Origin of the sequence: Amycolatopsis sp. NBC_00345, assembly GCF_036116635.1 — a bacterium.
Taxonomy (GTDB): domain Bacteria; phylum Actinomycetota; class Actinomycetes; order Mycobacteriales; family Pseudonocardiaceae; genus Amycolatopsis.
This window is the reverse complement of the sequence record NZ_CP107995.1, coordinates 1,694,191-1,712,410: the sequence shown is the minus strand read 5'-3', so window position 1 is coordinate 1,712,410 and position 18,220 is coordinate 1,694,191. Positions and strand designations below refer to the sequence as shown.

Genomic DNA, 18,220 nt, shown 5'->3' with positions numbered 1-18,220 from the left:
GGGGGAGCCTGCCTGTGTTCGAGGACGACGACCAGCGCGGCTACGTCGTGGTGCGCAACGACGAGGAGCAGTATTCGATCTGGCCCGAAGACCGCGGTCTCCCGGCCGGCTGGGCCGCGGTGGGCGAGCCACGGCCGAAATCCGCGTGCCTGGCGGAGATCGACGTGTTGTGGACCGACCTGCGGCCGAGGAGTGCGCGCTCGTGACCGAAGACCTGTGCCTGCACGAAGTGTTCAGCCGGCAGGCGGACGAAACCCCGGACGCGGTCGCTGTGGTGGACGAGCGCGAGTCGCTGACCTACCGCGAGCTCGACGAGCGGTCCACCCGCCTCGCGACCGTGCTGGGGCGGTACCGGCAGGAGCCGGGCAGCCGGATCGGGTTGTACCTGCGACGCGGCGCCGGCCAGGTGGTCGCGATCCTCGCGGTGCTGAAGGCGGGCTGCGCCTACGTGCCGTTCGACCCGGACTACCCGCGCGACCGGATCCGCTACATGGCCGCCGACGCGGCGGTGGACCTGGTGGTGGCCGACCAGGACACCGGCTCGGTGCTGCCCGAGGCCCAGGTGGTGGGTGTCGACGAAGAGGTCTGGCCCGGTGAGGAACCCGGCTCGACGCTCTCAGACACCGCACCGTCCACTCCGGACACTCCCGCGTACGTCATCTACACCTCCGGATCCTCGGGCTCCCCCAAGGGAGTCGTGGTGACGCACCGCAACGTGACCGCGCTGCTCGGCGCCTGCGACCAGGTTTTCGACCTGCGCGGCGACGACGTGTGGGCGCTGTTCCACTCCTACTGCTTCGACTTCTCGGTGTGGGAGCTGTGGGGCGCGCTGAGCCACGGCGCGAGCGTCGCGGTGCCGTCCGCGGACGTGGCCCGCTCCCCCGAGGCGACGCTGGACTTCCTGGTGGAGCACGAGGTCACGGTGCTCAACCAGGTGCCGTCGGTGTTCCGGTACCTCAGCCGGGCGGCGGAGCCCGGGACCACCGTGCCCGCGCTGCGGTACGTCATCTTCGGCGGCGAGCCGGTGGATGCGGGCTCGGTGCACGACTGGCGGCGCAACCACGGCGGGGACACCGAGTTCGTCGCCATGTACGGCATCACCGAGACCACCGTCTTCGCCATGTACCGGCGCCTGCCCGCGGGCTCGGCCGAACGGGACCTGGGCATCGGCGTTCCCTTGCCGGGCAACGAGATCGTCGTGCTGGACGAGCACGACCGCCCGGTCGGGCCGGGTGTGATCGGCGAGCTGCACCAGGCCGGCCCGCAGCTGGCCGACGGGTATCTGAAGCGGCCGGAGCTGACCGCGGCCCGGTACCCGGTGCTCGACTTCGACGGGCGGCCGCGCCGTTTCTACCGCAGCGGCGACCTCGCCTCGGTGCGGCCGGACGGCACGCTGGACTACGCGGGCCGGGTCGACGACCAGGTGAAGATCAACGGGTTCCGGATCGAGATCGGCGAGATCGAGCACGTGCTGAGCGGGACCGACGGGGTGCTCGACCTGGTCGTGGTGCCCACGACGAGCCGCATCGGCGAGCAGACCCTGGTCGCGTTCTACTCACCGCGCCCCGGGGTGGCCACCGACGGCCTGCCCGGCCGCATCGCCGCGCACGGCCGGACGGTGCTGCCCGCGTTCATGATCCCCAGCCGGTTCGTGCCGATGGACTTCCTGCCGCTGACCCCGTCGGGCAAGGCCGACAAGCGCACCCTCGCCGAGCAGGTGCGATGACCGCCCCCGAACCCTTGGCCCAGAAGGAACTGCCGCTGTCCGCGCTGCAGGAGGCCATGTGGGTTTCCTGGCAGGTGGAGCCGGAACGCTGGGTGCACCTCGTCCCGCTCACCCTCGCCGTCCGCGGTGAACTGGACCTCGACCGCCTCCGCGAGGCGGTGGCCGTCCTCTGCGCGCGGTACCCGATGTTCACCGGCCGGGTCGTCGTGACGCCGGAGGGCACCCGCCTCACCTGGGCCGACGCGCCGGCCATCCCGTTCGTGGTGACCGACGGGGACGAACAGGCCGTGCACGACGCGCGGCGGCGCCCGATCGACCTGGCGCAGGGGCCGCTCGCACGAGTCGAGGTCGTCCGCGGTCGTGAAGGCGTCACCGTGGTGTTCACGGTGCACCACCTCGTCCTGGACGGCGCCTCCATTCCGCCGGTTCTCGACGACCTGAGCCGCGCCTACCGCGGTGAGCGGCTCGGCGAACCGGACGACGTGGCGCCGTTCGCCGACTACGCGCGGCGGTCGTGGGAGCTGGCGGTCGGCGCCGAGGGGGCGCCGATGCGGGCGTTCTGGCGGAGCACGCTCTCCGGGGCCGCACCGGCTCGCCCGCTTCCCGCGCACCAGGGCAGCCAGGGAGCGCCGCCGGTGGTCGTGCCCGTCCCGGCCGGGCTCGTGGCCGAGGTCAAACGGACCGCCCGGGAGCTGGGCGTCACCTACTTCACCATGATGTACGGCGCGCTGTTCGCCGCGGTGCACCACCACTCGGGCGCGGACGACCTGATCGTCTCGACGGCCCACCACGGCCGGCGGGGCAACGCGCTGTCGGAGCAGGTCGGCTCGTTCGCCGGCCTGCTGCCGATCCGGCAGCGGATGCGCGACAGCGACACGTATCGGGAGCTGGCGCAACGGCTGAGCCGGGACCTCCGGGCCGCGACCGCGCACGGCGGCCTGCCGCTGGCCGCCATCCTCCGCGCGGCCGACCTGGTCGGGCCGGAAGCGCGAGACCGGGTGAGCGACGTCGTGCTGACCTACTGGAACACCGCCGCCGGTCCGCACGACGTGCGGCACCTCGACTTCGGCCCGGCCGAGCTGGACCTGGTGGACGCGACCAACGCGTCGGACCAGCGGCTGACGGTGCTGCTGCAGGAGGACGGCAGCGGCTCGTCTCTGATCTGGCAGGACCACCACGGCACTCTCGGCGCCGGCCTGCTCAGCGCGCTGGCCGACGACCACCTGACGATGGTGGCCGAGATGACCGCCGATCCCGGGCGGACGCTCGCCCAGGGCCGGGCCGGGCTCCATCCGAGCCGGGCGGCCGGTCCGGCCGCGGCGCCGGTTCCGGCAGCCGGTGCGGCACCGCGCAAGGCGCCGGACACGCACCAGGAGGTCATGGCCGCGCTCGCCCAGGTGTGGTGCGAGACGCTGGGCGTGGCCTCGGTGGACCCGCTGGACTCGTTTTTCCTCCTCGGCGGCCATTCCCTGCTGGCGAGCGCGGTGGTGCACCGCATCAACGAACGGCTGGGGGTGACCGTGTCCGTGCGGGACCTGTTCGCCCATTCGGTCCTCGGCGACCTGGCCGAAGTCGTGGCGCGCGCGCCGAAGACGGCGGAAGCCGGGACCGCGCAGGCCCGCGCCGGGACGGTGTTCCGCGCGTCGCGGTTCCAGGAGGGCATCTGGCTCGCCGAGCGGCTGGACCCGGAGCACGCGCGTTACCACATTCCGTTGTCCTGGACGGTGTCCGGGCACCTGGAGCCCGAAACCCTGCGCTCCGCCCTCACCCTGCTGACCACCCGCCACCAGATCCTGCGGGCCCGGTTCGTCGACGAAGACGGCCTGCTGTACCAGGAGACGCTGCCGGCCCACCAGGCCGAGCTCGACACCGCCGACCTGTCCGGACTGTCCGCTGTGGACAGAGCGGAGCGGCTGGCGGAATGGCCGGAGCAGGCGGGCCGGTCGCTGGATCCCACGCGGGGCCGGCTGCTGCGGGCGGGGCTGTTCGACGTGGCCGAAGGCGGCCAGGTGCTCGCGCTGTGCGCGCACCACCTCGTGCTGGACGGTGAGTCGGTGCCGCTGCTGCTGCGCGAACTCGAGCTGTGCCATCGTCTCGCCACGGGGCGCGCCCGGACGGCACCGCCGCCCGCGCAGTACCACGACCGGGCCGAGGCCGAGGTGAGCGCCGAGGACCTCGCCCACTGGCGGAAACGGCTCGACGGCGCGCCCGGCTCGCTGGCACTGACCGGGCCGGCGGAGCCGGAACCCCACGGCGCTGTCACGATTCCGCTGGCCGAGGGCACCACGGCCGCGCTGCTCCCGGTGCGGCTGGAGCGGAAGGTGTCCGGCTTCATGATCGCGGCCGCGTCGGTCGCCGCGGTCCTGCACCGCTGGAGCGGGCAGGACGACCTGACGTTCGGGATCCCGGTCGCCACCCGCGGCGGGCCCGGCGCGGGCGAGGTCATCGGGCCCCGGCTGAACACGCTGGTGCTGCGCTCCCGGGCCGAGCCCGCGACCACGCTGGCGGACCTGCTGGACGCCGTGCGCGAGAGCGTGATCGACGCCTTCGAATACCAGGACGTGCCGCTCGAATCGGTGGTGCGGGAGCTTCGGCCGTCGCGGCTGCCGGGCCGCACGCCGTACGTCGACGTGATGGTCAACAATGTCGGTGTGTCGCGCTGGTCGGCCCGGCTCGGCCCAGCGCGGCTGACGCCCGTCAACTTCGTGTCCCGGGCCGAAGAAGTCAGCAAGTTCCCGATCACCGTCACGTTCACCGAAACCTCCGAGGCGCTACTGGGGACGCTGTCCTACCGCGGCGACCAGGTCAGCGCGGCCGAAGCCCAGCGCGTGGCCCACGACATCGGGTCCGTGCTCAGCGGGTTCGCCGAACACCTGTCGACGCCGGTGTCCAAACTGGACTTCGCGGGAGTGCGGTCGTGAAGCCGTTCCGGTTCGGGGTGAACCTCACCTCCCTCGACGAGCGCGACGACTGGCTCGCCAAGTGCCGCACGGCGGAGCGGCTGGGCTACGACGTGCTCACCGTGTCCGACCACCTGGGCGGGCAGTCGCCGTTCCCGGCGCTGGCGGCCGCGGGCGCGGTGACCGAACGGGTGCGGCTGGGCACGTTCGTGCTCAACAGCGCGTTCTGGAATCCGGTGCTGCTGGCCCGGGAGGTGCTGACCGCCGGGCGGCTCACCGGCGGGCGGCTGGAGCTGGGCATCGGCACCGGCTACGTCCGTTCGGAGTTCGACAAGGCCGGGCTGGAGTGGGGCACGGCCGGCGAGCGGGTCAGCCGGCTCGAAGACACCGTCGCCGAGCTGGTGCGCCTGCTGGACCACCCGCGTGAACTCGGCGTGGCCACCGCGCCGGCCCGGCCGCCCCTGATGATCGGGGGCAACGGCGACCGCGTGCTGCGCCTGGCCGCGCGCCACGCCGACGTGGTGTCGTTCTCCGCCGCGGTGCTCAAACCGGGAGCCACCAGGGGAAGTCTCGACCTCCTTGGCGCCGAAGCGGTGCAGGAGCGGACGGAGTACTTCGGCGCGGTCGCCGGCGACCGCGCCGAAGTGGTGGAACGCAACCTGCTCGCGCAGACCGTGGTGGTGACCGACGACCAGGAGGCCGCGCTGGCCGCCCTGCGCCGCCGCATGCCGCGCCTGACCACCGATCAGATCGCGGACATCCCGACCGTCCTGGTCGGCTCCCCGGCCGCGATCGCCGCCCGGCTGCGCGACCGGCGCGAGCGTTACGGATTCTCTTACGTCAGCGTGCCGGAATCCGCGCTGCACGACTTCGCGCCGGTGGTGGAACTACTGTCCGGCAGCTGAACCGGCCCCGGTCGGCGAGATCGCCGCCCGCGCCCGGGACAGGATGGTCACGACCGGGCGTTGGATCAGCTCGGCGAGCCGCTTCCGGTCCTTCGCGGCCAGTGCGTCGAGGATCAAGCGGAACTGGGCTTTCGACTCCCCCGGTGCGGCCAGGACGTCGTAGTTGAGCGCGCGGTACGAGGCCGTGCGCGCCCAGAGCCGTTCGATTTCGGCGATGATGAGCGTGCGGTGGCAGAGGCGGTAGATGGACAGGTAGAAGTCCGCCATCGCCACCCGCGCGAGGTCCGGGCGGCCGACCAGCGCGTCGGACTCGATCCGGTCGATGTGCGCGGACAGCTCGGCCAGCACCTCCGGGCCGGGCCACTCGAGCGTGCGGATCGCCTCGGTCTCCAGCAGATCACGCATGGTGTAGAGCTGCTCCACCTCGTCGTTGCCGAACTTCGCGACGAAGTAGCCCTGGTTCAGGCCGTGGGTGAGCAGTCCCTCGTTGCTGAGGATCTCGAGGGCTTCCCGGACCGGTGGACGGCTGACGCCGCATCGCTCCGCCCAGATCTGCTGGCGAAGCTGCTCTCCCGGGGAGAGTTCGCCGTTGAGGATGGCGCCGCGGACGGCGTCCAGGACCTTCGCCGTGGTACGGCTCGCGGGACGGGCAAATGTGGCCACCCGGCGGACGGTACCAGCCCGCCCAGCACCACGTTTGACAGCGGCCCAATCTGCCTTCATGATTGAAGACATTATTGAAGGCAGTGACGCCGGGGAGTCCCGCGCCCCCGTCAGCCGCCGCACTACCGAGGAGTCGCTTGATGCTCTCGAACAACCGTCCACGTCCGACCGTCCTCCGTGGCGGGGCGGTCCTCACCATGGATTCCGGCCGCACTGTGCTGGAAGGGCACGACGTGCTGGTGGTCGACGGCCGGATCGCCGCCATCGGTGTTGGCCTCGTCGTTCCTGACGGCACCGACGAGATCGACGCCCGCGGTGGCGTGGTGATGCCCGGGATGGTCGACACCCACCGGCACATGTGGCAGACCACGACCCGCGGCTACGGTGCGGACTGGACCCTCACCCAGTACTTCGTGTGGTACTACCTGAACTGGGGCACGAAGTTCCGGCCCGAGGACATCCACGCCGGCAACGTCCTCGGCGCGCTGGAGGCGCTCGACGCCGGGGTCACCACCAGCGTGGACTGGTCGCACGGGCTGCAGACCATCGACCACGCCGACGCCGCGGTCGACGCGCTCGCCTCGGTACCGGGGAAGTTCGTGCTGGCCTACGGCAACATCCAGGACGCACCCGCGAACTGGACCGGCACACCCGAGTTCCGCACGTTCTTCGACCGCCGGTCCGGCGACCTCGAAGGCTTCCAGATCGCCTTCGACGTCACCGGCGACCCGAGCTTCCCCGAACAGCCCGCGTTCGAGGTCGCCCGAGACCTCGACCTGGCGGTGACCACCCACGCCGGAATCCGGGGCGCATCAGGCGACGACGCCCTGCGACTGATCCACGAGCACGGCTACAGCGAGGCCAGGACCGTGTACGTGCACGCCTCCACGTTCTCCGCGGACTCCTACGCCCGCATCGCGGCGACCGGCGGATCGGTATCAGTGGCCACCGAAAGCGAGCAGAACGCCGGACAAGGCTATCCCGCGACCGCCGCACTGCGCGCCCACGGCATCCCGATCTCGCTGTCACAAGACAGCTGCGTACTCGGCAGCAGCGACCTGTTCTCCGCCATGCGCTCGACACTCGGCGCCGACCGCGCCTACGAGCACCTGCAAGCACACGCCCGCGACGAAACCGTCACCCACGTCTCCCTGCACGCCGACCAGGTCGTCGAGTGGGCCACCCGAGGAGGAGCACGAGCACTCGGACGGGACAGCGAGATCGGCAGCGTCGAGGTCGGCAAGAAAGCGGACCTCGTACTCGTCCGCAACGACAACTCGCCGGCGATGACACCGATACTGCACCCGCACGGACACATCGTCATGCAGGCTCAGCGCGCCGACGTCGACACAGTCCTGGTCGACGGCCGGATCGTGAAGCGCGACCACCGCCTGGTCGGCGTCGACCTGGCCAGCGCCCGCCGCGCAGTCAACGCCACCGTCGACCACCTGCGCGCCGAACTCGGCGAGCAAGCCTGGCGCGACGGCATGAACCCCGAAATCCCCGACACCAAAGTCCTCGACAACCCCTACACCTACACCGACTACCGGCCAGCAGCCACCCACGGGTAACCCCGCCGAAGCGATAACGCGTCGTTAGCAATTGATTGAAGGCAGTGGGGAACCCCGCGCCTGACCCGAAAAGGAGAGATCATGTCAGTAGACTTGTACGTGCCCCAGATCCCGGACAACCTGAACATCCGGTTCGTCGAAAACCGCATCGTCATCAACCGCCCGGCGCAGGACGTGTACGACTGGGTGACCACCTGGTCGAACCTGCCGAAATGGCTGCCGATGGCCATCGGCACCGAGGTGCGACGCGGCAAGGAGGATGTCCCCGCCGAACTGGGCGACGTACTACTCGAAACCATCCAACCGGAACTGAACGAAAAGCCGAAGCTCTACACCGTGGTCGCACGCGTCCCCGGCAAACTGTGGACGGTAGTCGGCCGGGACGTGCTCGACGACGGCACCCTGGCCCCGGCGATGCACGCCATCGCCACCTTCACCACCTTCGACCTCGGCGACGGGACAACCCTGTTCTGCCGCCTGTTCGAACGACTGATCCCGGACACCGAACCCGCCGGCCCGCACCCGGTCGAAGACCCGGCACGCATCCAGCCCGGCCTGGAACTGATCAAGGCACACCTCGAAGGCACAGCCGGCTGACTCGGTCTGTGTTCGTCCACAAGGGACACCGTCTGGCAGGACCTACTCGTCGCGGGTGGCCCGCAAGCGCTTGCGGGCCCGCAGCACCCAGGTGTCCAACGGCAGCGCGATAGCCGAGGTCAGCTCGAAACCGGCGTCCGACAGCAAAGCACGGTAATGCGATTCGGCACGCTCCCGGCCGCCGACATTGCAGAGCATGTGGACGTCCCAAGCGACCGCGAGGGAGTCGCTGCCGGTGTCCGCCGGGAGGAGCCGCTCGATCACCAGAAGCTCGGCGTGGCCGGGCATCGCGGCCTCGATCGTGGCGAGGATGGCCCGGCACTGCGCGTCGTCCCAGTCGTGCAGGACGCGGGACAGCAGGTACACGTCGCCGGTTTCGGGCACGGCCTCGGTGAAGTCGCCGGGGACGAGGGTGCAGCGCTCGGCCACCGGCGCCAGGGTCGCCTCGGCCGCGGCCAGCGCGTGCGGGCGTTCCAGCAGGACGCCGTGCGCGGCCGGGTTCGCCGCGAGCACCCGGGAGAGCAGTTCCCCGCTGCCGCCGGCGATGTCGACGACGGTGTGCGCGCCGGAGAGGTCGACGACCCTGACGAGGTCGGCGAACGCGGCGTTGCTGGCCGCCATCGACTGGTGGAACAGCTCCGCCAGCCCGGGGTCGGTCGCCATGTGGGCGAAGTGATGGGCGCCGAAGACCTTCGCGTAGGACTCCTCGCCGGTGCGGACGGCGTCGGTGAGCGCGGCGAACGACTGGTAGAACGGGCCGCCGTACATCAGGGCGAGCGGCCGGAGCGAGCCGTCGACGTCCGACCGCAGCAGCGAGCCCTGGTCCGTGAGCCGGTAACCGGCCTCCGTCTCACGGACCAGGCCGAGCGAGGTCAGGTAGCGCAGCAACCGGCCGAGGCTGTCCGGGTCGGCGCCGGTGGCCGCGGCCAGGCCCGGTACGTCGGAGATCGTCACGAGGTGGTCGGGCAGGCGCAGCTCGGCCGCGGCGGCGATGGCCTGCGTCGCCCAGGCCCCGGTCATCAGCCGCAGCAGGCCGGTGCCGGCGGCGGACTCCCGCTGGTGGTCGGCCAGCAGCCGCGGGAACTGCCCCGCGCACACCAGTTCCAGGCGGCGGAAGGCCGGGAGCCGGTGATCGGCGTCGCGGAAGTAGAGGACGGTGTTGTCCTCGTGGCCGTTGTACCCGCCCCCGTCCGGCCGCATCTGCGCGGCGACCGCCGCCCGCAGTCCACTCAGGACGATCGGGTCGGCCGACGGCACGACCAGCGCGAAGTGGTTCTCCCGCCCGTTCCGGCGTTCGTCGGCGGCGATGTGGGCCAGCTCCGGCGGCGTCGCCATGGCGAAGATCTCCACCTCGCACGGATCGCCCGCGCGGTCGGGCACCGCGGCGTGCAGGATGCCGACGGCCAGCTCGTCCGCCGGCACGCCGTACCGGCTGCTCAGCCGGTTGCGCACCACCACGCTGGGGATCATCGGCGCGGTCTCGATCCCGTGGCCGGCCAGCTCTTCCCGCAAACGGTCGAACGTGCTGGGGAAGACCAGCACCGCGGCGTGGGTGAACCGGGTGTGCCGGGCCAGCGCCGCGCGTTCGGCCGCGTCCAGTGACGGCAGGGCCGTGGCGAGCACGGACCCGGTGTCGTTGGCGCTGATGAGCGCCGTCACCGAGCTGAGGCGGGTGAGGTCTTCCGGGGCGAGCGCGGGCGCGATCGTCGCGGTCATGGTCCACTCCAACGGGTCAGATGCCGACGTAGTTCTCGGCGAAGAAGTCCTGGTGGGCCCGGGAGTCCCGGAGGCTGTGCAGCCGGGCGCGGCGCACGGCGCGCTCGAAGTCCCGGTCCGGATCGCCGGCGTCCGGCCCGTGCAGCAGGGTGATCATCCAGTGGGAGAACTCCTGCGCCCGCCAGATCCGGGGCAGGCAGGTGCGCGAATAGGCGTGCAGCGCGCGCTCGTCGTCGCGGGTGAGGGCGTCGGTCAGCGCCAGGCCCAGCACCTCGGCCTGCATGAGCGCCAGGTTGGCGCCCTTGGCCGCGGACGGGCTGATCAGGCTGGCCGCGTCGCCCGCGAGGAACATCCGGCCGTGCTGCATCGGGTCGACGACGTTCGAGCGGAGGCGCACGACCCGGCGGTCGATGACCGGCCCCTCGCGCAGCGGGCCGAACGCCTCGGTCCGCATCCGGACGCCCAGCTCGGCCCAGATCCGCTCGTCGGGCCAGGCCTCCGGGTCTTCGTCCGGCGGCACCTGGAGGTAGTACCGGGTCACCTCCGCGCTGCGGGCCATGTGGCCGGCGAACCCGTTGTCGTGGATGGCGTAAGTGACCGCCGGCATGCTCGGCGGCGCCTCCGCGAGCAAGGCCAGCCAGGCGACGCCGTGGTCCCGCGCATACCGCGTGACCAGCGCGGCGGGCATGGCCGTGCGGGTCGCGCCGTTGCTGCCGTCGCAGCCCACGAGGAACTGCCCCTGCGCCGTGCCGGTTCCGCCCTGGTGCCGGAATCCGACGGTCCCGGTTCCGGGGTCGACGTCGGTGACGGTCACGTCGAACCGCAGCCGGCCGCCCCGGTCGAGGTACTCGGCGATGAGGTCGGTGACGAGATTCTGCTGCGGGTAGACGGTGTGCGCCTCGCCGCGGCCCAGCGCGCTGTACTTCAGCTCGAACTGGCCGTCCTCGCTCCGGAACGCGCACGTGTCGTGGAACTGGCCGTCGCGGGCCAGGCCGGCGCCGAGCCCGTGCTCGGTCAGCACCCTGGCGCTGTTCGCGCCGAGGAATCCCGCCCTGGCCCTCGCCTGCACCTGCGCCCGGCTGCCGCGTTCCAGGATCAGGGTGTCGATTCCCTTGTCCCGTAACAGATTGCCCAGCACCAGGCCCGCGGGCCCGGCGCCCACGATGAGCACGGTCGCCCGATCGGTCATGCTCGCGCTCGCCCCCAACGACCCCGGAAATGGTTGTGGTCACAACTATCTGGCCGATCGGCGCTGATCCGCTGGGCGAAACTAGCAGTAGTGGCATCGACCAGTCCAGGCCGATGCACCCCATGGTGTAGCGCGATGTTTTCCACCCCGCGCCGCCCTTGACAATGCCGTGGCAGCAAGGGAACGCGCGCGAGAGGGGCGATTCGCCCGGCTTGCCCGGTCCGGAATCCTGCGCGAAAGTCCCCGACGGCTCCCCGGTCCCGGCTTCCGTTTGTCCGTCAAGGCCTCCTTACCCGCGTCCCACGCGGGTAAGGAGGCCTTGACGGCTTCCAACCCGGGGTCAGCGGAGATCGCGGATCAGCGCGCCGATGATGGAGTCGACCGCGTCCGAGTCGTACTTGTCCGTGTCGATCAGCAGGGTCACGGCGCGGCGGCCGTCGTCGGTGACGGCGTTGCGGAACTCGTGCCCGCTGGACATGCCGCCGCTGTGGCCCCAGGTGAACAGGCCCGGGGTGAGCTGGTACTGCTGGAGTCCCAGGCCGTAGCCCTCGCCGTAGTCGTCCGGGACGGTCCGCTTCATCTCCGCGAGCTGGGCCGGCGCCAGCACCTTCCCGGTCAGCAGCGCGGTCCAGAACGCGGTCGCGTCGGCGCCGGTGGAGATCAGCTCGCCCGACGCGTCGGCCTCGGAGGTGTTCCACTCGGTCTTGTCGGCCAGCGTCCCGTCCTCCTGTTCCGGGTAGCCCCGCAGCTCCGGCTGGTCGATCGTGGTCTCGTCACCGGGCCAGTAGGTCTCGCACAGCCCGAGGGGCTTGATGATCCGCTGGGTGAGCTCGGTGCCGACGGGCCGGCCGGTGACCTTCGTGACGATCATCCCGGCCAGGTTGTAGTTGGTGTTGGCGTAGGCGAAGCCGGACGGGGCCTGCTCGGGCGGGTCCAGCGCGAGCGCCTGCCGGACCGTCAGCGACGGGTCGATGTGCTCCCAGCGGTGCGCTTCCTCGTCATTCCAGAAGGGCGCGTCCAGGTAGTCGGGCAGGCCGCTGGTCTGCTGCAGCAGCTGCCGGACCGTGATCTTGCGCCCGTCGTAGACCGGGGTGCGGACGACGCCGGGCAGGTAGTGGTCGACGGTCTCGTCCAGGTCGATCTTGCCCTCGCCGACGAGCTGGAGCACCACGGCGGCGGTCCAGGTCTTGGTGTCGCTGGCGATCCGGCTGTGCTCGTCACCGACGACGTTGCGTCCCGTCCTGCGGTCGGCGAGACCGACGCCGCCGTTCCAGACGCCGCAGTTCGGGCTCTTCACCGTCACCGCGACACCGGGTGCGCCGATGTTCTTCAGTGCCGCCAGCGCCGTCTGGATGGGCTTGGTGTCACAGGCCGATGGTGCGGCCGACGCGACCGGCACCACCCCGACGGAAGCCGTGACCGCCAAGGCCACGACCGCGCTCGTCCAACCTCGCATGATGTCTCCTTCCAGGTTACCGCTTCTGGTAAAGCTTCCGCGTCGCAACGGAATGCCGGCGGAGCGCCGCGGGGAGCACGGTCACGCCGCTGCCCGGACCGTCCGGAACGGACAGACAACCGTCCGCCAGCTCGAACGCCTCGGTGAGGTCTTCGGCGTAGTACCGGCTGGAGGCCGAGATGTCGTTCGGCAGGACAAAACCGGGAAGCGCGGCGAGCGCGAGGTTCTGCGCCCGGCCGATGCCGGTCTCGAGCATCCCGCCGCACCAGACGGGAATCCCGTGCGCGACACAGACGTCGTGGATCCGGCGGGCCTCAAGGTATCCCCCGACCCGGCTGGGCTTGATGTTGACGATGCGGCAGGCGCCCAGCCGAATCGCGGCGGCGGCGTCACGCGCGGAGCGGATCGACTCGTCGAGGCAAATCGGTGTGCGCAACAGTTTCGCCAGCTCGACGTGACCAGCCACGTCGTCCTCGGCGAGCGGCTGCTCGATCTGGACGAGCCCGAACTCGTCGAGCCGCCGCAGGTGTTCGGCGTCGGTGAGCGAGTACGCGGTGTTCGCGTCGACCTGCAACGCCAGCCCGTCGCCGAACTCACGGCGGGCCGCGCCCACCGGTTCGAGGTCCCAGCCCGGCTCGATCTTGAGCTTGATCCGGACGTAGCCCTCCGCCAGGTAACCCGAGATCGTGTCGAGCAGCTCCGGGATGGTGTCCGTGATCCCCACCGAAACTCCGGCGGCGACGCGGTCACGCACCGCGCCGAGGTAGGTCCCCAGCGGCATCGCGTGCGCGCGGCACTCGGCGTCGAGGATCGCCGTTTCGAGCAGCGCCTTGGCCATCGGGTTGCCCTTGACCGGGGCCATCGCGGCGGCGATCCGAGCGGCGCCCGGCCGGGGCAGCGCAGTGACCCTCGGCACGAGGTGGTCGAGCAGGACGCGTTCGGCGCCCGCCGCGAACTCCGGGCTGTACAACGGTTCCGGGTCGCCGCCGAACTCGGCCCAGCCTTCGGCCGCGTCTGTCACCACGTGCAGCAGGAAGGTATGCCGCTCGGTGTCGGCCGAGCACGAGGTCCGGAACGGGCGGACGAGCGGCAGGCGGACCTCGACGAGTTCGATGAGTTCGATGTTCACGGCCGCTCCCTGGTCAGGTGGTACCAGCCGGACCGGCTGAACCCGGTCGCGGTGAAGCCCGCTTCGAAGGCCGGGAGCAGGGCCTCGCGCACGGCGGCCCGCCATTCGGCCGCGAGCCGCTGGTCCTGGTGGCGCGTCGCGAGAATGTCCGGCGGCACCCGGCACCAGAGCCCGGTTTCGTCCCGGGCGCGGAACGGCCGGCCGTCCGGGGCGAGCCGCCGGTCGAGTTCCGCGGGCTCGAACTCGGGCTCGGCGAGGGGGACGGGACGGGGATCGGCCAGCGGCCAGACGGCGGTGAGCCGGTCGGTCTCGTCGGGCCCGTTGACGCCGTCGGCGATCCGGCCGAAGAAGTCCACTGTGTACTCGGTGGCGGTCGCGCCGAGCTTGGCGAGGTTGAACCGGGCGTTGCGGCTCACCAGCGGGTCGAAGGTCCAGATCATGGCGGTCGCGCCGCGTTCGAGCGCCCAGGCCCGTTGCGCCTGCTTGAGCGCGAACCCGACGCCGCGGTCGCTGGTGCGGGCGGCGGCGATCATCGAGTAGACGGAATGGGAGGCCGGCGAGCCGAAGACCAGTACGGACGCGGCGGCGACGCCTTCCTGGTCGGCGGCGTAGTGCACGGCGCCACCAGCGTGCGCGAAAGCCCGCAGCGCATCGGGTCCGAGCGGCGGCTGGGATTCGGGGGTCTGCCAGACCCCGGCGAGGAATCGCGACACCGCCTCGACCGTGGCGACGTCCTCGGCCAGCCGGATCCGGACGCCGGCCCGGGCCGCGGCGGTCGTGGCGGTCACGGTGACGCCGCCCTGGGCCGAGGCGGGTACGGTCGCTGGTGCTGCCCTCGTCGCACCTGCTGGAATGTGCATGCTGACAGCGTCGCGTCTGTACCGGCCGGGGACCTACCGGTGCCCGGCCAGAGATTCCGCGAATGTTTTGTGCGGCCGGACAAAGAGGTGAAGATGCTCGACCCGGAGGTACCCGAGCTCGGCCAGGTCCTCGACGCGCTGGGCGCTTCGCTGCTGCGGCCGTTGACCGTGCTGCCGGGCCGGCCGGTGCCGGTTTCGGGCGTGCTGATCTTCGAGCCGCGAACGCCGCTCCCCCCGATCAGGGACGCGATCCTGCTCGCCGTCGGCGTGGGCCCGGCCGAAGCGCAGGCGAAAGAGCTGGTCGGCTCGGCGGCCGAAGCCGGGTACGCCGCCGTGGTGCTGAAGAGTTTCGGCGAGCCGGTCACCGCGCTGGCGGAAGCCGCGCAGGGCATCGTTTTGCTGGCCGCCGACGAAGCCGTGGCCTGGCACCACCTGGATGCCATGATCTCCTCGGCACTGGCCTCCACGGCGCGGGCCGCAGGCGCCCCGGCGGTCGGCGACCTGTTCGCGCTGGCCAACGCGATCGCGGGGATGGTCGGCGGGGCCACCGTGATCGAGGATCCGCACCGGCGCATCCTGGCGTACTCGACCCTGCCCGGTCAGGCCATCGACGACGGCCGCCGCCAGGGCATCCTCGGCCTCCAGGTGCCGGTCGCCCCGGACTACTACGACGAGCAGTACCGCGCGCTCCCCCTGGCGCGGCGCACCTGCCGGTTCCCCGGCATCCCCGGCGGCCTCCCCCGCCTCGCCGTAGCGGTCCGCGCGGGCAGCGAGGTGCTGGGCTCGATCTGGGTCGTCGACGCCGAAGACTGCCTTGACGCCACGGCCGACCAGGCGCTCTTCGACGCCGCGGACCTCGCCGCCCTGCACCTGCTCGCGGCCCGCACGGCGGACGACGTCGTCCGGCGCCGGCGCGCGGATCTGTTACGGCGGGTGCTCGCCGATCCGAGCAGCGTCACCGCCGTGGCCCCGCAACTCGGCCTGGACCCGGACGCCGCGGTGGCGGTGGCCGCGTTCGCCGTCGTCTCCGATGACGCGGAGGAAGTCCTCGCGGCCCACGCGGCCGGCCGGCTCGCCGACCTGGTGAGCCTGCACTGCGAGGCCCACTACGGCCGGCACGGCTGCGCGTTGATCGACGGCACGGTGTACGCGCTGCTGCCGAGCGGGCCTTCGCCGAACGGGCACCGCGAACTCGTCGCCGACATCGCCCGGCGGGCCTACGGCGCCCTGCGAGTGCGGGTCCACGCGGGACTCGGCTCGCCGGTCAAGGGCCTGCGCTCGATCGCAGCCTCACGCGCCGACGCGGATCTCGTCCTGCGCGCGCTGACCGAGCGCCCGGGCGCCCCGGAACCGTGCCAGGTGGCCACGATCGACGAGGTGTGGGCCGCCGCGGCGCTGTCCGAGCTGGCCCGCATCCTCGCCACGCACGAGGCCCTCCCCCGCCGCCTCGGCCCGGCGATCCGCGCCCACGACCTTGAGCACAGCACCACCTACGCGGCCACCTTGCTCGCCTACCTGGACGCCAACGGCGACACCGCCACTGCGTCCACCCGGCTCTCTGTGCACCCGAATACGATCCGGTACCGGCTTTCCCGCGCGGAGGAGATCTTCGGGTTCGACCTCGCCGACCCGGACGAACGGCTGGTGCTGTGGCTGCGGTTGCGGCTCGGTGACCAACTCGGCTGGTGAACCCTACCCACGGCTGCGACGCAACGCCTGCCCCGCAAGGATTCCGGTCCGCTCGCCATCCCGGAACGCCAGGCCACCTACGCAGCCACCCTGCTCGCCAACCGGACGCCAACGGCGACACCGCGACCGCGACCCCGACGAGCGGCTGGTGCTATGGCTACGACTCCGGCTCGGCGACCAACTCGGCTGGTGAACCCTACCCGCGGCGGCGGCGCAACGCCTGACCCGCAAGGATCCCAGTCGGCTCGCCGTCCCGGAACGCGGGGCGGCCGTTGACCAGCACGTGGCGCATGCCGTCGGCGTATCGGTGCGGGTCGAGGTACGTCGCGTTGTCCCGCACGGCCTCGGGGACGAAGACGGCCAAGTCCGCGAAAGCGCCAGGCCGGACCACTCCGCGGTCGACGAGCCGGAGGTTCTCCGCGGGCAGGCTTGTCATACGCCGCACGGCTTCTTCGAGTGTCAGCACGCCCTCGCGGACGTAGAGTCCGAGCACGCGGGCGAAGGCGCCGTAGGTGCGGGGATGGATCGAGCTGTCGGTGAACGGCGGCTCCGCGGCGAGCGCCTCCGAGTCCGTGCACACCGACACCCACGGGTGCCCGAGCGCGTGCCGCACGTCCGCCTCGGACGCGGTGAACTCGGCTACCATGAGCTTGGGCTGAGCCGCGACAAGATCCAGCAGGGTGTCGAGCGGATCATCGTCGCCCCGGGCCCGGCTGACCTCGGTGAGGGTCCGGCCCTTGAGCCCGGCGGCCTCGTCGCCGAGCAGCAGGATCCCGTCCGCGCCACCGGACCCGAGGTACAGGTTTTCCCAGTCCTGCCGGGGATCGCTGATGGCCGCCTTGATCTCGGCCCTGGTCCCGGCGTCGGCGATCCGGGCCGCCAGCCCGCCGTGCCCGCCCGCGTGGAACCGCGGCGGGATGAACGCGGACAGGAACGTGGAGCCCGCCTCGTACGGGTAGACGTCCGCCGTGACCTCGATCCCGGCCGCCCGGGCCTGCTCCACGCGCCCGAGCACACTGCCCATCAACGGCCAGTTCGGCCGGCCGGACGCCTTCAGATGGTAGATCTCCGCGCGGGCCGAGGACTCCCGCGCGATCCGGATGAGCTCGTCGACCGCCTCCACGAGCCGGTCGGACTCGCCCCGGATGTGGGAGATGTAGAGCGCGTCGTGCCGGGCGAGAACCCGCGCGTAGGCGATCAATTCCTCAGTGGAGGCATAGCTTCCCGGCGAGTAGATCAGCGCGGAGCCCACGCCCAGCGCCCCGTCCGCGAGTTCCTCGTCGAGCAGGGCGCAGGCGGCGCTCAGCTCGTCCTCGGTCAACGGCCGGTCGTCGGCTCCGGCGAACGGCATCCGGAGGTTCTCCGCGCCGACGAAGCTGCCGATGTTGAGGCCGACCCCGGCCTTTTCGAGGCCGTCGAGGAAATCGCCGAGCCGGGGCCAGCTCGTCCGCCCGCCGAACTGCGGCGGTTCGGCGGCCACCAGCTCGGTCATCCGGCCGGTGACCGGCCCCATCGAGCGTCCCTCGCCGAAGATCTCCGTGGTCACCCCCTGGTACAGGTCGGACAGCCCACGCGGGTCCAGCTGCAGGGTTTCGTAGGCGTGGCTGAGGACGTTGATGAATCCCGGCGCCACCACACAACCCTCGGCGTCCAGCTCCGGGCCGCCAGTGCTCGAAAGCTCGCCAACGGCCTCGATGCGATCCCCCGAGACCGCCACGTCCGCGCGACGGGCCGGGGCTCCCGTCCCGTCGACGACCAGGCCTCCTCGGATGACGAGATCAGCAGACATCAAGATCCTTTCCTAACCTCAACAGGGGGA

The 18,220-nt window shown here is 71.6% G+C and carries 14 protein-coding genes; 7 read left to right on the top strand and 7 right to left on the bottom strand.

The window, feature by feature from the left end; genetic code table 11:
* Positions 1 to 14: 14 nt before the first annotated feature.
* From OG943_RS07780 to OG943_RS07765, 4 genes are read left to right on the top strand one after another with little or no spacing between them, the layout of a single operon-like run.
* Positions 15 to 206 (top strand): MbtH family protein, encoded by a 192-nt coding sequence (locus tag OG943_RS07780; protein WP_328609012.1) that lies wholly within the window; start codon positions 15 to 17, stop codon positions 204 to 206.
* A complete protein-coding gene (locus OG943_RS07775; protein ID WP_328609011.1) occupies positions 203 to 1,726 on the top strand; it encodes an amino acid adenylation domain-containing protein in 1,524 nt (507 codons plus the stop codon). Before OG943_RS07780 ends, OG943_RS07775 begins: the two co-directional genes overlap by 4 nt.
* Positions 1,723 to 4,647: a condensation domain-containing protein gene (locus tag OG943_RS07770; protein ID WP_328609010.1), complete on the top strand. Its 2,925-nt coding sequence runs from the start codon at positions 1,723 to 1,725 to the stop codon at positions 4,645 to 4,647. Before OG943_RS07775 ends, OG943_RS07770 begins: the two co-directional genes overlap by 4 nt.
* Positions 4,644 to 5,531: a TIGR03621 family F420-dependent LLM class oxidoreductase gene (locus OG943_RS07765; RefSeq protein ID WP_328609009.1), complete on the top strand. Its 888-nt coding sequence runs from the start codon at positions 4,644 to 4,646 to the stop codon at positions 5,529 to 5,531. The genes OG943_RS07770 and OG943_RS07765 overlap by 4 nt, the downstream gene beginning before the upstream one ends.
* Here the strand turns inward: OG943_RS07765 and OG943_RS07760 are convergent.
* Positions 5,514 to 6,194 (bottom strand): GntR family transcriptional regulator, encoded by a 681-nt coding sequence (locus OG943_RS07760; protein ID WP_328609008.1) that lies wholly within the window; start codon positions 6,192 to 6,194, stop codon positions 5,514 to 5,516. The two genes, OG943_RS07765 and OG943_RS07760, sit on opposite strands and share 18 nt — an antisense overlap.
* A 140-nt stretch (positions 6,195 to 6,334) precedes the next feature.
* On the opposite strand from OG943_RS07760, the gene OG943_RS07755 reads away from it, so the two are divergent.
* Both OG943_RS07755 and OG943_RS07750 read left to right on the top strand, forming a co-directional pair.
* Complete coding sequence (locus tag OG943_RS07755; RefSeq protein ID WP_328609007.1) at positions 6,335 to 7,765, top strand: amidohydrolase family protein; 1,431 nt, start codon at positions 6,335 to 6,337, stop codon at positions 7,763 to 7,765.
* Between the two features lie 81 nt (positions 7,766 to 7,846).
* Positions 7,847 to 8,362, top strand: coding sequence for an SRPBCC family protein (locus tag OG943_RS07750; protein WP_328609006.1), 516 nt, complete (start codon positions 7,847 to 7,849; stop codon positions 8,360 to 8,362).
* A gap of 42 nt (positions 8,363 to 8,404) precedes the next feature.
* Here OG943_RS07750 and OG943_RS07745 read toward each other — a convergent pair whose 3' ends face one another.
* From OG943_RS07745 to OG943_RS07725, 5 genes are all read right to left on the bottom strand, one after another.
* A complete protein-coding gene (locus OG943_RS07745) occupies positions 8,405 to 10,078 on the bottom strand; it encodes a methyltransferase (RefSeq protein ID WP_328609005.1) in 1,674 nt (557 codons plus the stop codon).
* Between the two features lie 16 nt (positions 10,079 to 10,094).
* A complete protein-coding gene (locus OG943_RS07740; protein ID WP_328609004.1) occupies positions 10,095 to 11,267 on the bottom strand; it encodes a 4-hydroxybenzoate 3-monooxygenase in 1,173 nt (390 codons plus the stop codon).
* 340 nt (positions 11,268 to 11,607) lie between these two features.
* Entirely contained in the window at positions 11,608 to 12,723 is a 1,116-nt protein-coding gene (locus OG943_RS07735) for a serine hydrolase domain-containing protein (protein ID WP_328609003.1), read from the bottom strand.
* Positions 12,724 to 12,739: 16 nt separating this feature from the next.
* Positions 12,740 to 13,852, bottom strand: coding sequence for an o-succinylbenzoate synthase (gene menC / locus OG943_RS07730; RefSeq protein WP_328609002.1), 1,113 nt, complete (start codon positions 13,850 to 13,852; stop codon positions 12,740 to 12,742).
* Positions 13,849 to 14,640, bottom strand: coding sequence for a hypothetical protein (locus OG943_RS07725; protein ID WP_328609001.1), 792 nt, complete (start codon positions 14,638 to 14,640; stop codon positions 13,849 to 13,851). Before OG943_RS07725 ends, menC begins: the two co-directional genes overlap by 4 nt.
* Positions 14,641 to 14,751: 111 nt before the next feature.
* Here OG943_RS07725 and OG943_RS07720 point away from each other — a divergent pair, with 111 nt between their 5' ends.
* On the top strand, positions 14,752 to 16,401 hold the full coding sequence (locus OG943_RS07720; RefSeq protein ID WP_328609000.1) for a PucR family transcriptional regulator: 1,650 nt from the start codon (positions 14,752 to 14,754) through the stop codon (positions 16,399 to 16,401).
* A 196-nt stretch (positions 16,402 to 16,597) separates the two neighbouring features.
* Here OG943_RS07720 and OG943_RS07715 read toward each other — a convergent pair whose 3' ends face one another.
* Positions 16,598 to 18,190, bottom strand: coding sequence for an N-acyl-D-amino-acid deacylase family protein (locus tag OG943_RS07715; RefSeq protein ID WP_328608999.1), 1,593 nt, complete (start codon positions 18,188 to 18,190; stop codon positions 16,598 to 16,600).
* Positions 18,191 to 18,220 lie beyond the last annotated feature (30 nt).